Source organism: [Clostridium] clostridioforme AGR2157, assembly GCF_000424325.1.
In the GTDB taxonomy this organism is placed as follows: domain Bacteria; phylum Bacillota; class Clostridia; order Lachnospirales; family Lachnospiraceae; genus Enterocloster; species Enterocloster clostridioformis_A.
In genome coordinates this window covers 92,576-107,260 of record NZ_AUJR01000004.1, presented here as the reverse complement: position 1 = coordinate 107,260, position 14,685 = coordinate 92,576, and the positions used below count along the sequence as shown (strand labels likewise).

Below are 14,685 nucleotides of genomic sequence, written 5' to 3'. Positions count from 1 at the left end.
CACCTTCGGGACAGCCAGGCGTCAGCCGGTACCTTTTACTTCCCCTGTCCATAATAAGCATTTGGCCCATGCTTGCGCATGAAATGCTTATCCTGCATACACTGGGGAGCTGGTCCTGCCTGGGGATTGATGAGTTCTGTCATGAAATTCATCCTGGCAATCTCCTCCAGCACAACGGCATTGTGGACAGCCTCGGCCGCGTCCTTCCCCCATGTAAAGGGGCCATGGTTTTTACACAGCACAGCCGGAATGTAAACCGGGTTCTTCCCCTGAAAGGTTTCAATGATGACCTTTCCCGTATTTTTCTCGTAGCCTTCCTCGATTTCCTCTGCCGTCAGGTTCCTGGCGCAGGGAATCTCACCGTAAAAATAGTCCGCATGGGTGGTGCCATAGCAGGGAAGGGCCCTGCCCGCCTGTGCCCAGGCCGTTGCATGAGGGGAATGGGTATGGACAATACCGCCAATCTCCTTAAACGCATTGTACAGCTCCACATGGGTGGCTGTGTCGGAGGAAGGGTTCATCTCACCCTCCGCCTTATTGCCCTCCAGGTCCATGACCACCATATCAGATGGCTTTAACACATCGTAATCCACCCCGCTGGGCTTTATGACAAACAGTCCCTTTTCCCGGTCAATTCCGCTGACATTTCCCCAGGTGTAGGTGATAAGGCCCCTGCGGGGCAGCTCCATATTGGCTTCATATACCTTTTGCTTCAGTTCTTCTAACATAGTCTGTATCCGCTCCTGTTCCTGTTAATCCTTCTATGCTCCACAGCTCAATCCTTCATATGCTCCACAGCAGCCTTCTCAATGGCAAGACCTTCTGCATACCGCTTCATGAATGCCTCGAATCCTTCCACATCCTCTTTCACAGGCTCCATTCTGGTTCCCTTGTCCCCGGCAAAAACCTTGTTGGCCAGGTAAGCGTCCAGGGTCTCGCCCTCTTCCCTGCACCGCATGTAGGAGGCCAGCAGCGCAATGCCCCAGGCACCGCCTTCCCCGGCTGTCTCCATGACAGACACCGGCGCGTTCATGGCTCCTGCCAGGATTCTCTGGCCCACGCCCTTTGTCTTAAAAAGTCCGCCGTGGCCCAGAATGCTGTCCACCTTCACATGCTCCTTCTTAAGCAGGATATCCATGCCTGTCTTAAGGGCGCCCAGTGAGGTGTACAGGTGTACTCTCATGAAATTCGCCAGGTTAAACCGGCTGTCCGGCGTGCGCACAAACAGGGGACGGCCTTCCTCAAAGTGGGTGATGTGCTCTCCTGAGAAATAGTTGTACGCCAGCAGGCCGCCGCAGTCGGAATCTCCCTCCAGGGCCTTGTTGTAAAGGGTTCCAAAGAGCTGGTTCATGTCCGCCTTCATGCCCATGGCCTCTGAGAACTCCTTAAACAGGTTCACCCATGCGTTCAGGTCCGATGTGCAGTTGTTGCAGTGCACCATGGCTACCATATCGCCTGCCGGCGTGGTCACCAGGTCAATCTCAGGATATACGTGCTCCAGCTCCTTCTCCAGCACCACCATGGCAAACACGCTGGTACCGGCAGACACATTGCCGGTGCGGACAGCCACGCTGTTGGTAGCCGCCATGCCGGTGCCTGCGTCGCCCTCAGGCGGACACATGGGAATGCCTGCTTTCAGGTTTCCGGATGCATCAAGAAGCTTTGCGCCTTCTTCCGTCAGGACGCCTGCGTCCTCTCCCGCCACCAGAGCCTTTGGCAGGATGTCCCGCAGCTTCCACGGGAAATTCTCCCCTGCCACCAGTTGGTCAAACTGCTCCACGCGCTTCTGGTCAAAATCCCTGGCATGGATGTCCACCGGGAACATGCCTGCCACATCACCGATGCCCAGAACACGTCTGCCTGTCAGCTTCCAGTGCACATATCCCTCCAGCGTAATGAGGTAGTCGATATCCTTCACATGCTCTTCCTTATTGAGAATGGCCTGGTACAGATGGGCAATGCTCCATCTCTGAGGGATATTGTACCGGAATACCTCTGTCAGCTTCCCGGATGCAGGGCCTGTGATGGTGTTCCTCCAGGTGCGGAAGGGCACCAGAAGATCTCCTTCTTTATTAAACGCCATATAACCGTGCATCATGGCTGAAAAACCAATGGAACCAATGGTGGTCAGGGTGATGCCGTAGGTTTCCTTCACATCCTCAGCCATTTTGCCGTAGCAGTCCCGGATGCCGGTCCAGATGTCCTCCAGGGTATAGGTCCAGATGTGATCCACAAACCTGTTTTCCCAATCATGACTGCCGGAGGCAATGGGTGTGTGGTCCTCACCGATAAGGACTGCCTTAATCCTGGTGGAGCCCAGCTCTATGCCCAGGGAAGTATTTCCATGCTCAATCTGTTCTTTTATCTTATTTATATCTAAACTCATGAATTGCCCCTCCACTTGCTTATTAAGGCTACCTGTAAGCTGCCGCATTCCAGCGGAGCTCATTCTTAAGCCCGCGGATGGTGGTATCCTTGTCAATATAGACCGTTTCAATGCCCATGGCATCTGCCCAGTCTCCCATCTGCTCTGCCGTCAGGTCATAGGAGAATGCGGTATGGTGGGCGCCTCCTGCCAGAATCCAGCTTTCGGCCCCGGTTGCCAGGTTGGGCTCCGGCGTCCAGAATGCGGTTGCCACCGGAAGCTTGGGCATTGGCTTTTCTGTTTTTTTGCACTCCACATCGTTGATAATCAGGCGGAACCTTGTGCCAAGATCCACTAAGGATGTGGCGATTCCGTGGCCTGTCTTGGATGTAAATACAAGTCTGGCCGGGTCCTCCCTGTCACCCATGGACAGCGGGCAGGCCTTGATGCTGATTTCTCCGTCTGCAATGGTGGGGCACACCTCCAGCATATGGGCTTCCAGGATTCCTTCCTTGCCGGGCACTAGGTTGTATGTATAATCTTCCATGAAAGAGGTTCCCTTGGCGTCCTTCATGCCCTGGGTCATAATCTTCATCAGTCTGACCATGGCAGCCGTCTTCCAGTCGCCCTCTGCGCCGAATCCGTATCCCTTTTCCATGAGACGCTGGATAGCCAGGCCCGGAAGCTGCTGCAGCTCTCCCAAATCCCCAAAGTGGGTTACGATGGCGTGGTAATCCTTCTCCAGCAGGAACTTCTCAAGGCCAGCCTCAATCTGGGCCTGTACCGCCACATGGCGCTTAAATTCCTCCGGATCCCTGCCCTCCGGCAGGATGGTGTACTTGCTGTAATACTCGTCCACCAGGGCCGTGATATCTCCCTTTGGCACAGCCTTCACATACTCGGCCAGCTTATTGACCGGGTAAGCGTCCACTTCCCAGCCAAACTTCATCTGGGCCTCCACCTTGTCGCCTTCGGTGACAGCCACATTCCTCATGTTGTCCGCAAATCTTGCCACCCTTACATGGCTGCTCTCCATAATGCCTACCGCGGTGCGCATCCAGGCTGCTACGCGGCCCACCACCTTCTCATCGCTCCAGTGGCCCACAATAACCTTTCTCTCAATGCCCATGCGGGTTACCATGTGGCCGTATTCCCTGTCTCCGTGAGCGGACTGGTTCTCATTCATGAAATCCATGTCAATGGTATCATAGGGAATTTCCTGGTTGAACTGTGTATGAAAATGCATCAGGGGCTTTCTGTATTCCTGCAGTCCCAGAATCCAGGACTTGGCCGGTGAAAATGTATGCATCCAGGTGATGACGCCCGCGCACTCCTCATCCGCATTTGCTTCGTTGAACGTCCTGCGGATCAGCTCATTGGTAATCAGTGTGGGCTTTAACACCACCTCATAGGGCAGGATGCCTGATTTATTAAGACTGTCCACAATGATTCCCGAATGCTCCGCCACATGCGCCAGGCACTCATCTCCATAGAGATCCTGTGAACCTGTACAGAACCAGAACTTATAATTCTTTACTGCTATCATATCTCTCATCCTCCTTGAATGTCAGTTAAAGCAATTGCCGGTTAAATATCCTCCGTCTGATCATCTTCCTCATCATCCGGAATCTCGCCATACTTAACATATTCGCCTTTTATAAATTTCTTAAGGGACCAGCCGGCCAGAAATGCACCTATGGCGCCAAAAAGAACTGCACAGCCAAGCTGTACCATCTTGCCTCCGCCGGCAGGTTTTAAATACTCCTGCAGCAGGCCAAAGGCCAGGTATACAAGATAGCCTCCTGCCGCCAAACGCAGCATCACGGTTATCTGAGTTGGTTTCGCGGCACTTTCTTCTTTCTTTGCACCCATTTTTGCACCCATTACATTTCCTCCTTACGCGGCTGTTTCAGGACCTTTACCGAATCCCGCTCAATGATATCCGAATCAAACAGATAATTACCGTCAAAATAGGGATTCTCAATCATACTTATCATGTTCTCTGCCGCTTTCCTGCCCAGCGCCTCCATGGGGTGGGGGAAGGAGGTAAGCTTTACGCCGGCCAGGGTTGCCAGGTCTGAGTTGTCAATGCTGACTATAGACAGCTGGTCCGGGATGGCAATGCCCCGCTTCTCGCAGAGACCTGACAGCACATATGCCACCTCATCGTTGTAGCACACCACTCCCGTACAGCTTTCCAGCCTGTGGAACAGATAATCCGACCACTGGTCCAGGTCCAGGAAGTCTTCCGTGTCCAGCCATACCACATTGGCATCCTTTACCTTGATTCCCGCCTCCAGCATGCCTGACAGGAACCCCTTGTACCTCAAATGCCCCTGTCCGTCGTCGCTTTTGAACACGCCTCCGATGTTCCTGTGGCCGTTCTTAATCAGATATTCCACTGCCTTCTTGCCCACCTGCTCGTCGTTCATGGACACGCAGGGCAGCTCCAGATCCGGATACCGGCTGTTGAAAAACAGAATCGGGATTCCCCGTTCCTTAAGCTCCTGGTAGTAATGCAGGTTGGGATTGGGGAGGGCGCTTTTGGCCGGCTCCACAATCAGTCCGTCTATGATGTCTTTGTCGATAAGATTATTCAATATGTCCTGTTCCCTGCTCACCCGGTTGCCGGTAAAGGCAATCTGGGTGGTGTAGCCTTTTCTCGAGAGAACCCTCTCGATTCCTCTCACCACAGGAGGGAAAATATAGCTGTCCACATAGGTACTGATTACAGCAATGTTCATGTACCGTTCCTGGCGCTCCGTCTTGCCGTTGCCGCCCACATAAGTACCGCTTCCCCGCACCCTCAGGACCAGCTTCTGCTGCTCCAGGATATCCACGGCATGGCGCACCGTCTGGCGGCTCAGCCCGAAACGCTCGCTGAGTTCATTCTCCGAAGGCAGCTTTTCGCCCACCTTCAAAGCCCCGCTGTTAATGTTGTCCAACACCCAGTTATAGACTGCTTTATATTTCAGCTCCTGTGTACTCATAATCAAAACCTATCCTTTTTTCCTCTTTGATAATAAGTCTACCGTAACTGCGCCTAAAAGTACAGCGCCTTTTACGATTTTCTGGATATCGGTGGACCATCCGTAGAGGGACATGCCATTGTTCAGGATACCCATGATGAAAGCACCTACTACGGCTCCGATGATGGTTCCGATACCGCCGCTGGTAGCCGCGCCGCCGATGTAGCAGGAGGCGATTGCATCCATCTCAAAACCGTCTCCGGCCTTGGGGGTTGCGGATGCATTACGGGCGGAAAGCACGATACCTGCAATGGCACTTAAGATACCCATGTTGGTGTATACCCAGAAAAACACTTTCTCAGTATTGATACCTGAAAGCTTTGCTGCCTTGGCATTGCCGCCCAGGGCGTATATCTGACGTCCGGCAACGGTTTTGCTGGTGATGAAATGATACAGGCCCACCAGGGCGCCCATGATAACCAATACAAAGGGGATGCCGTTGTAGCGTGACAGTTTGTAGAAGAAGAACCATACAATCATCAGTATGACGGCTTCCTTTACAATGACCTGCCACAATGGGTTGGTTGGGAAACCATATTTCTTCTTGATGTTGATGCTCTTAAGCTCTGCCATGACCACCAGCACAGTGGCAATGCCTGCCACAATAACGGAAACCACGTCCAGGGTGCCGTTTCCAAAGGGAATCTTCATGGTTGGCAGGAAGCCTGCGCCGATGTAAGTATAATTGGCGGGAAGGGGGCCCTTTGTCTGCGCCTTTAACAGGGTGTATGTAAGTCCGCGTCCCATAAGCATGGTTGCCAGGGTCACGATGAAGGGCGGGATGCTCAGCTTGGATACGAACAAACCTACGAACATGCCGGCCAGGGCGCCTACTGCCAGGGCAGCCAGGATGGCAACCCACATATTGGTGTGGTAGTCAATCATCAGGATACCTGCGGTTGCACCGCACAGGGCCACGATAGAGCCGACGCCCAGGTCGATGTTGCCGGTCAGACAGCATAACAGCATACCGACTGCCAGGATAACCACATATCCGTTCTGCATGATCAGGTTGTTGATGTTGGCCGGCGACATATTCTTTCCGCCGGTCATGACTGCGAAAATCAAGAACACCGCGATTAAAGCAAGTACCATGCCATACTGCTTCATATCAATATTAACTGTTTTCTTCTTATCCATCTCTACGCTTCCTTTCCATTATCCGCCATAATACATTTCATGATTCGTTCCTGGGTTACCTCTTCCTTGGTCAGTTCTCCTGCAATCCGTCCTTCGTTGATCACGTATACACGGTCACAGGTACCGATTACCTCCTGCATCTCAGAGGAGATGACGATTACCGCCTTGCCTGACTTTGCCAGTTCATTGATGACGCAGTAAATCTCATACTTGGCGCCTACGTCGATACCCCTGGTAGGCTCATCCAGAATCAGCACATCCGGCTGTGTCAGCATCCACTTGGCAAGAACCACCTTCTGCTGGTTGCCGCCCGATAAGGAGCCCACGGTCTGGTTAATGGAATTAGACTTGATGTTAATTTTCTTCTTGTAATCCTCCGCAGCCAGAATCTCATCATTTTCATTGAGAACGCCGTTCTTGGAAAAAAAATTCCTCATGGCGGACAGGGTCATGTTCCACTTGATATCCTTAATAAGCACAAGTCCGTAGTTCTTCCTGTCCTCGGACACGTATGCCAGCTTGTTGTTGATGGCGTCCTTAACGTCCTTTATATGTACTTCCCTGCCGTTTATCTTAATGGCGCCGCTGATTTTCTGTCCGTAGGACCTGCCGAATATGCTCATGGCCAGCTCGGTCCGCCCCGCGCCCATAAGTCCTGCCAGACCCACTACCTCGCCTTTGCGCACATGAAGAGAAACGTCCTTGATGATTTGTCTCTGGGCGTCGTCGGGATGGTACACATTCCAGTCCTTTATCTCGAAAATCGTATCACCAATTTCACAGTGCCGTTCCGGGTAACGGTTGGTCAGCTCGCGGCCCACCATGCCTTTGATGATGCGGTCTTCCGTAAATTCATCTCTGCCCTTCTCCAGTGTCTCAATGGTCTTTCCATCCCGGATAACCGTAATGGAATCCGCCACGTAACTGATTTCGTTCAACTTATGGGAGATAATGATGCTGGTGATTCCATGGGACTTAAGGTCCAGCATGATGTCCAGAAGCCGGCGGCTCTCCTCGTCGTTGAGCGCGGCTGTGGGCTCATCCAGAATCAGCAGCTCCACCTTCTTGGCCATGGCCTTGGCAATCTCTATCAGCTGCTGTTTTCCCACGCCCAGGCTGCTGATGGGCGCGTTCAGGTTCTCGCCTCCCAGGCCAACCTTTTCAAGCATCTCCTGGGCCTTCTTATGGGTAAGGGTCCAGTCAATGATACCCTTGGCTGCCTTCTGCTCGTTTCCCAGAAACACGTTCTCAGCCACCGACATGTACGGGCTTAAGGCCAGCTCCTGGTGGATGATAACAATGCCCTTGGCCTCAGACTGCTTGATGCTGTGGAACTGACACACATTGCCGTTATACACGATATCCCCGCTGTATGAACCAAAGGGGTAAACGCCGGACAGCACATTCATCAGGGTAGACTTTCCAGCCCCGTTCTCACCGCACAGCGCATGGATCTCTCCGCGTTTCACCTTGATATTGACATCGTCCAAGGCCTTCACGCCTGAGAATTCCTTCGTGATGTGGTTCATCTCCAAAATATATTCGGACATCTTTTCAACTCCTTTTCTTGAAAGATACTCTGTAAAAAGCGCAATCGGGCGGCGGCACCTATGCCGCCGCCCGAATCATCTTTACTGTGCCAGCTGCTCCTCTGTGTAGTAGCCGCCGTCTACGATAATTTCCTTATAATTGTCCTTGTCTACTGCTATCGGTGTGCACAGGTAAGCAGGAACCACGATCTTGCCGTTGTTGTACTGTTCGGTATCGTTGATTTCCGGCTCTGCGCCTTCCAGAACAGCCTGTACCATGGTTACGCACTTCTCAGCCAGGAGACGTGTATCCTTGTAAATGGTTGATGTCTGGTAACCGGAGATGATGTTCTTAACTGCCATCAGCTCTGCATCCTGTCCTGTAATCAGAGGCCAGTCCTCGCCAACCCTGTAGCCGGCGCCTTCCAGAGCTGCCTTACAGCCGTATGCGAAACCGTCAAACGCGCTTGCGCAGATGTCTAACTTCTCGTCGGCATAGAAGCCGGTCAGATAGTTCTCGCAGTTCTGCTGTGCTGTTTCCTGGGACCATCTCAGGATACATGTATCCTCAAAGGAGGTACGTCCGGACTTGCAGACCAGTGTTCCGTCATCCAGGTATGGCTGAAGGACTTCCATCAGTCCGTTGTACAGGAACAGCGCGTTGTTGTCATCAGGTGAGCCCATGAAGAACTCGATGGTGTAGGACTCGCCTGCTGCCTTGGCTGCGTCTAAGTCCTTTGCTTCCTTTATGTAGTTGCCGATTGCAGTACCAACTCCCTTATTGTCAAAGGTTGCATAGTAGGAAACTGCGTCGGTATCCATCAGAAGACGGTCATAAGCGATGATGGGGATGCCTGCGTTCTTAGCCTGCTCCTCTGCGTTTACAAGCGCGGAGGAGTCGATGGATGCGATTACCAGACAGTTAACGCCGGATGCAATCATGTTCTCAATCTGGGAAACCTGCATCTGCACATCATCCTCTGCATACTGAAGGTCCACTTCATATCCAAGTGCTTCCAGCTGCTTCTTCATGTTGGCGCCGTCGTTGATCCAGCGCTCGGATGACTGTGTGGGCATGGCCACGCCTACCTTCTTGCCTTCCCCGGTTGCTGCCTTGGCTGCCTCTGCAGCTGCGTCAGCTGATGTGGCGGAATCTGCCGCCGCTGCCGTGGCGTCCCCTGCTGCTGCCGCTGTGGTTGCCGCTGCCTGCTGTGAGCCGCCGCATCCTGTTAACAGCGAAGCTGCGATTGCCGTCCCCAGAATCATGCTTAAAATTTTTCGTTTCATATGTTACCTCCCATGGTATAATTTATACATACAACTTGTGTACATATTCACAAGCTTGTACTTTCGTTAATTCAGCTAACCCTTGTCCTTTTCCATCCGGCTTTTTTGGATTAATTAGTATTTTTATAGGTTTCTCCCAATTCATGTTGTGCGTTTCGTCAATTTTTCTTACGTTTTTCTTTAAATACACTATATATTTTTGTTCTATATTTGTCAATGGGTATTTATAACTTTTTTATATTTTTGTTCTTGTACGTACAACTTTTGCGTCATTTTACCTGTTTTCCACCAAAAGTTTCTTTTTTCCCATGTAAATATCTCCATCCCAACTCCAAACGCAAAAAAGGCCAGCAAGCCGACGGCCTGCTTGCTGGCACAATGATTTGTTAAATTTCTATCTGTTTTTTGTTCACTTTTTGTCTGCTGCCGCAGCCCCCGGGAATTCCTGCTTTAATGCTGCCGCTACTTGTTCTTTCTCTTCAGGGCCGCAATCAGACTCTGAAGCACGATGAAGAAGCACAGAAGGGCCGCAATGGTAATTCTCACCCACCAGGAGGAAAGGGTGCCCTGGAAGGTGATGAAGGACTCGATGGTACCCTTAATCAAAACTCCGAAGAGGCTTCCGATTACATTTCCCACGCCGCCTGTCAGAAGGGTTCCGCCGATAACCGAGGATGCGATGGCGTCCATCTCAAATCCCTTGGCCTGCTCCACGAAACCGGAGCATGTGTTCATGCAGAACAGGAGGCCGCCCAGTCCTGCCAGGAATCCGTCCAGCACATAGGCCTGAAGCTTGATTCTTCTCACATTCAGACCCAGCAGCAGGGCAGACTGCTCATTTCCGCCAATGGCGTAAATAGAACGGCCGAACTTGGTATACTTAAGCACCACGAACACAATAGCCAGAACCACGAGGGCGATGATAACGCTGGGGTATACGTAAGGATAGATCATGACTCCCTTTTTATTCAGGTAACCGCCAAAGGGCAGGTATATCTTGAACGTGGCAATGCCGGTAAATGTCTTGTTGGTGATGCTGATCATCTCCTGGCTGATAATGGAGGTCATGCCTCTCGCGAAGAACATGCCCGCCAGGGTTACGATAAAGGGCTGTATCTTAAGGTAGGCCACCAAAAAGCCCTGTACCAGGCCGAATATACATCCGGTCACCAGCACAATAAGGATGGCCGGAAAAGCACCGATATTCCCCCTCTCCATCATCCAGGCCAGCATCATGCATACCATGGCCACCACGGAACCAACGGAAATGTCGATGCCGCCTGTGATCATGACAATGGTCATGCCAGTTGCCACCACAATCAGGCCCGCGTTGGATATAAACAGGTTGAGGAAATTCTGTACCTTTGCAAATCCCCTTCCGCCAAACATGATGATGCCTACTATGTACATCACTAAGAATAATATAATGGTCACAGCCAGCAGGAAGGAGTTGCCGTCCAGCCTTTTCTTTTCGCTTCTGTTTTTCATTATGCCACTCCTCCTTCCACGTTCTTGGATGAATGCCTGGATGCCAGACGTTTCCTGAACTTATTAAGCTCCTCTGACTGCACGGCCACAATCAGTATAACCACGATGGCCTTATATACCGGAATCTGGTCCGCGGGCACGCTCATGGCATAGAGGGTGGTGGTCAGGGCCTGGATGGTATATGCGCCGATTACGGAGCCCAGCAGGGAGAACCGGCCGCCGCCCAGGGAATTGCCGCCTAAGGCCACTGCCGCAATGGCATCTAACTCCATGTTGAGACCGATGTTGTTGGCGTCTGCTGAGTAGATACGGGAGGATGCCACCAGGCCTGCTATTCCTGCGCACAGTCCGCAGAACGCGTAGGCCATCCAGATGATTTTCACGGATTTAAGGCCCACCAGGCGGGATGCCCTCTCATTGATGCCCACGGACTGGATGTACATGCCCATGGCTGTTTTCTTCAGCAGAATATAGGTGAGCGCCACCACGATTACAGCTACAAAGATAGGGGTGGGAATGGGAATTCCCGGTATGTTGTTGCCCAGCAGCTTATATCCGTCCACACGGATGTATGTGATCTGTCCGTTTGTCACCAGCTGGGAGATACCCCTGCCCGCGGTAAACAGAATCAGGGTCGCCACCATGGGCTGTATCTTAAGCTTTGCAACCAGAAAGCCGTTAAAGCCGCCGCACACCACTGCCACTGCCAGGGCTGCCAGCACGGCCAGGACGTAGGGATTGGCATACTCATTGACCGACACCTCGCCGCCCGCCAGGACCCTGGTACACACAGCCGCAGCCACTGCCATGACAGCGCCCACGGAAATATCGGTTCCCGCCGAGGCAGATACCACCAGGGTCATGCCCACGGCCAGCACCACCAGCTCGCTGGCACGGTTGATGACGTCGATGATATATCCGTAGAGGACGCCGTTATTAATGGTAATCTTAAAAAACGTGGGCGTGGTAATCAGATTGATTAACAGTACTATGATAAGACAGGATAACGAAAGAAAAAGCCTGTAACCTGTCAACTTTTTAAGTTTCCCCATCATTCTTCCCCTCCTCCTGCAATTGCTTTCATGATGGAATCCTGGCTCAGCTCGTCTTCCTTAAGCTCTCCCACCTTCTCACCGTCGCGCATGACCGCCATGCGGCTGCAGGTGCGGAGCATCTCCTCGATTTCGGAGGAAATGAACACCACGGACATGCCGTCCTCCGCAAGCCTCAGCACCAGCTTCTGAATCTCTGTCTTGGTACCGATATCGATTCCCCTTGTGGGCTCATCCAGAATCAGGAAATCAGGATTGGTCAGGAGCCAGCGTCCCAGAATCACCTTCTGCTGGTTGCCGCCGGAGAGCTGTTTGATAGGAGTCTCCCTGTCGGCTGTCTTGATTTGAAGAATATCGATGTATTTGTCCGTGAATTCCTCCTGTTCCTTCCTGCTCATGAGCTTGAACATGCCTTTTTTGGCCTGGAGGGCAATGATGATGTTCTCGCGCACAGACAGATCCGCGATGATTCCCTCCTCCTTGCGGTTTTCAGGCAGGTAGGCCATGCCTTCCATCATGGCGTCAATGGGCGCGTTGACCTTTAGCTTCTTTCCCTTTATAGCCAGCTCACCGCTGTCCGGCTTATCGGCGCCGTATAGAGCGCGGACCAGCTCGGAACGGCCGGATCCCAAAAGCCCTGTAAGGCCGACGACCTCGCCTTTATGTATATCCAGGCTGAAGGGTTTGATGGTTCCCTTGTGGCCCAGCCCCCTGGCGCTTATGATTACATCTTCCTTGACTGTGGACACGCCTTCCTTCTTGATAGCTGCCAAATCATCGAAATCCTTGCCCATCATCTTGGCCACCAGCTGTACCCTTGGCAGCTCCTCCACCTTGAATTCGCCCGCCAGAGTTCCGTTTCGAAGGACCGTAATCCTGTCGCAGACAGCATATACCTGTTCCAGGAAATGGGTGACAAAGATGATTCCGATTCCCTTGGCCTTAAGCTGTCTCATCAGCACAAACAGCTTCTCCACCTCACCGTCGTCCAGGGAGGATGTGGGCTCATCCAGAATCAGCACCTTGGCCGACATATCCACTGCCCTGGCAATAGCAATCATCTGCTGGATGGCAATGGAATAGTTCTCCACAGCCATGGTCACATCAATGTGGACATCCAGTCCCTCTAACAGCTTCCTGGCACCCTCCTTCATAGTCCTCCAGTCAATCATGGGACCTTTTTTCGGTTCTCTGCCAATGTAAAGGTTCTCAGCCACTGACAGATTGGGACACAGGTTCACCTCCTGGTAAACCGTGCTGATGCCGTTCTCCTGTGCTTCCTGGGGCGACCTGTTGATGATGGTATTGGATGAACCTTCCATTCGGATTGTACCGGTCTCAAACTCCTCCACGCCGGTCAGCACCTTGATCAGTGTAGACTTCCCGGCACCGTTCTCGCCCATAAGGGCATGGATTTCGCCTTTTCTCAAAGTAAAATCCACATCCTGCAGCGCCTTTACACCGGGGAAATTCTTATTGATTCCCCGCATTTCCAAAACAACGTTCTGCTCCATGCGATTTCCGCCTTTCTACCGTTATACGCCCCATTTCCAGGGCTCAGCTACTAGAACACACCCAGTCTCAGGCTTGAAAAGAGGGAGAGCCGTGCAACGACTCTCCCCACCGCCTTTCCTGAACTGTTACGAAAATGTTGATTAATAAGCACGCTCAGCCTTGATGGATTCCAAATCCATGGATGTATCGAAGTAAGCTTCGTCTACATACTGAATCTTCTCAACGGTCTCGCCCTTCTCCAGCTTCTTGATGATTTCATCTACACGCGGTCCGTGTAATGGGTTGCACTCAAATGCTGCGTTTAAATCGCCGGCTATCATGGCGTCAAATGCTGCCTTAACCGCGTCGAAAGAGAAGATGATGATGTCGCCGTCAGGTCCGCAGGTCTTGCCGGCTGCCTTGATTGCGTCGATAGCGCCAAATGCCATGTTGTCGTTCTCAGCCACTACCACATCGATATCGTCATAGGATTTAAGGAAGGATTCCATAACCTCCTGGCCCTTAGCCTGTGTGAATTCACCTGTCTGCATATCTAACATTTTCCAGTTGTCATGCTGCTTTAAGATGTTTCCGAAACCTTCTGTACGGCCAACCTGGGCGGATGCCCCGATGGTTCCCTGAAGGGTAACGATGTTGATGTCCTCGCCGTCTCTTCCCTGTGCCTTTAAGTAATCAGCCAGCCAGTTTCCTGCTGTCTCGCCTTCCCTTGAAAAGTTGCCGCCTACCCAGCACTCATACAGGCTTTCATCCACGTCCATTTGGCGGTCGGACAGGATAACCGGAATTCCTGCTTCCTGTGCTTCCTGGAGAACTGCCTCCCATCCTGTTTCAACTACAGGAGCTACTACGATGTAGTCAACATCCTGCTGGATGAAGCTTCTGATGGCCTTAATCTGGTTCTCCTGTTTCTGCTGTGCATCGTCAAAAATCAGCTTGTAGCCGTTTTCCTCTGTAAAGGTGGACTTGAAGGACTCTGTATTAGCTGTTCTCCAGTCAGACTCAGCGCCAACCTGCGCATATCCAACCACAATCAAATCGCCGGATGCCGCATCATCCTTTGCCTCTGACTCTGACTTCTCAGGAGCTGCCGTTGTGTCGGCTGCTGCCGCGGTTGTCTCTGCTGCCGGAGCTGCCGTTGTCTCTGCAGGCTTGCTTCCGCCGCCGCACCCTGCCAGCAGGGATGCTGCCATTGCCGCACATAACATAACGCTTAATCCTTTTTTCCTCATAATACGTAAACCTCCTTGATTTGTATTTTGTTTCCCCTTGTTTGTATAATA

General features: G+C 52.1%; 12 protein-coding genes. All 12 read right to left on the bottom strand.

Going from position 1 to position 14,685, the window contains the following annotated elements:
* Window positions 1-35: 35 nt before the first annotated feature.
* Window positions 36-728 (bottom strand): L-ribulose-5-phosphate 4-epimerase, encoded by a 693-nt coding sequence (locus G614_RS0101645; protein WP_027640524.1) that lies wholly within the window; start codon window positions 726-728, stop codon window positions 36-38.
* Window positions 729-775: 47 nt separating this feature from the next.
* Window positions 776-2,386, bottom strand: coding sequence for a xylulokinase (locus G614_RS0101640; RefSeq protein WP_027640523.1), 1,611 nt, complete (start codon window positions 2,384-2,386; stop codon window positions 776-778).
* A 28-nt stretch (window positions 2,387-2,414) separates the two neighbouring features.
* Window positions 2,415-3,911: an L-arabinose isomerase gene (araA, locus tag G614_RS0101635; RefSeq protein ID WP_027640522.1), complete on the bottom strand. Its 1,497-nt coding sequence runs from the start codon at window positions 3,909-3,911 to the stop codon at window positions 2,415-2,417.
* Between the two features lie 41 nt (window positions 3,912-3,952).
* Window positions 3,953-4,249: a hypothetical protein gene (locus G614_RS0101630; RefSeq protein WP_027640521.1), complete on the bottom strand. Its 297-nt coding sequence runs from the start codon at window positions 4,247-4,249 to the stop codon at window positions 3,953-3,955.
* Entirely contained in the window at window positions 4,249-5,355 is a 1,107-nt protein-coding gene (locus tag G614_RS0101625) for a GntR family transcriptional regulator (RefSeq protein ID WP_027640520.1), read from the bottom strand. Before G614_RS0101625 ends, G614_RS0101630 begins: the two co-directional genes overlap by 1 nt.
* Before the next feature lie 9 nt (window positions 5,356-5,364).
* Window positions 5,365-6,534, bottom strand: a complete 1,170-nt coding sequence (gene mmsB, locus G614_RS0101620) for a multiple monosaccharide ABC transporter permease (protein WP_027640519.1) — start codon at window positions 6,532-6,534, stop codon at window positions 5,365-5,367.
* Between the two features lie 2 nt (window positions 6,535-6,536).
* On the bottom strand, window positions 6,537-8,084 hold the full coding sequence (gene mmsA / locus G614_RS0101615; protein WP_027640518.1) for a multiple monosaccharide ABC transporter ATP-binding protein: 1,548 nt from the start codon (window positions 8,082-8,084) through the stop codon (window positions 6,537-6,539).
* An 81-nt stretch (window positions 8,085-8,165) separates the two neighbouring features.
* A complete protein-coding gene (gene chvE, locus G614_RS0101610; RefSeq protein ID WP_027640517.1) occupies window positions 8,166-9,350 on the bottom strand; it encodes a multiple monosaccharide ABC transporter substrate-binding protein in 1,185 nt (394 codons plus the stop codon).
* Window positions 9,351-9,812: 462 nt separating this feature from the next.
* The gene (locus tag G614_RS0101600; protein ID WP_027640516.1) at window positions 9,813-10,838 is read right to left on the bottom strand and encodes an ABC transporter permease subunit; all 1,026 of its coding nucleotides are present in this window, start codon (window positions 10,836-10,838) and stop codon (window positions 9,813-9,815) included.
* Window positions 10,838-11,893: an ABC transporter permease gene (locus tag G614_RS0101595; RefSeq protein ID WP_027640515.1), complete on the bottom strand. Its 1,056-nt coding sequence runs from the start codon at window positions 11,891-11,893 to the stop codon at window positions 10,838-10,840. The genes G614_RS0101600 and G614_RS0101595 overlap by 1 nt, the downstream gene beginning before the upstream one ends.
* Entirely contained in the window at window positions 11,890-13,404 is a 1,515-nt protein-coding gene (locus tag G614_RS0101590) for a sugar ABC transporter ATP-binding protein (RefSeq protein ID WP_027640514.1), read from the bottom strand. Before G614_RS0101590 ends, G614_RS0101595 begins: the two co-directional genes overlap by 4 nt.
* Before the next feature lie 141 nt (window positions 13,405-13,545).
* Window positions 13,546-14,634 (bottom strand): ABC transporter substrate-binding protein, encoded by a 1,089-nt coding sequence (locus G614_RS0101585; RefSeq protein ID WP_027640513.1) that lies wholly within the window; start codon window positions 14,632-14,634, stop codon window positions 13,546-13,548.
* Window positions 14,635-14,685 lie beyond the last annotated feature (51 nt).

Coding starts and splice junctions, on each gene's coding strand:
- G614_RS0101590 (WP_027640514.1), bottom strand. CDS start 13,404: ATGGAGCAGAACGTTGTTTTGGAAATGCGGGGAATCAATAAGAATTTC.
- G614_RS0101640 (WP_027640523.1), bottom strand. CDS start 2,386: ATGAGTTTAGATATAAATAAGATAAAAGAACAGATTGAGCATGGAAAT.
- mmsB (WP_027640519.1), bottom strand. CDS start 6,534: ATGGATAAGAAGAAAACAGTTAATATTGATATGAAGCAGTATGGCATG.
- G614_RS0101595 (WP_027640515.1), bottom strand. CDS start 11,893: ATGATGGGGAAACTTAAAAAGTTGACAGGTTACAGGCTTTTTCTTTCG.
- mmsA (WP_027640518.1), bottom strand. CDS start 8,084: ATGTCCGAATATATTTTGGAGATGAACCACATCACGAAGGAATTCTCA.
- G614_RS0101600 (WP_027640516.1), bottom strand. CDS start 10,838: ATGAAAAACAGAAGCGAAAAGAAAAGGCTGGACGGCAACTCCTTCCTG.
- G614_RS0101645 (WP_027640524.1), bottom strand. CDS start 728: ATGTTAGAAGAACTGAAGCAAAAGGTATATGAAGCCAATATGGAGCTG.
- chvE (WP_027640517.1), bottom strand. CDS start 9,350: ATGAAACGAAAAATTTTAAGCATGATTCTGGGGACGGCAATCGCAGCT.
- G614_RS0101625 (WP_027640520.1), bottom strand. CDS start 5,355: ATGAGTACACAGGAGCTGAAATATAAAGCAGTCTATAACTGGGTGTTG.
- G614_RS0101585 (WP_027640513.1), bottom strand. CDS start 14,634: ATGAGGAAAAAAGGATTAAGCGTTATGTTATGTGCGGCAATGGCAGCA.
- araA (WP_027640522.1), bottom strand. CDS start 3,911: ATGATAGCAGTAAAGAATTATAAGTTCTGGTTCTGTACAGGTTCACAG.
- G614_RS0101630 (WP_027640521.1), bottom strand. CDS start 4,249: ATGGGTGCAAAAATGGGTGCAAAGAAAGAAGAAAGTGCCGCGAAACCA.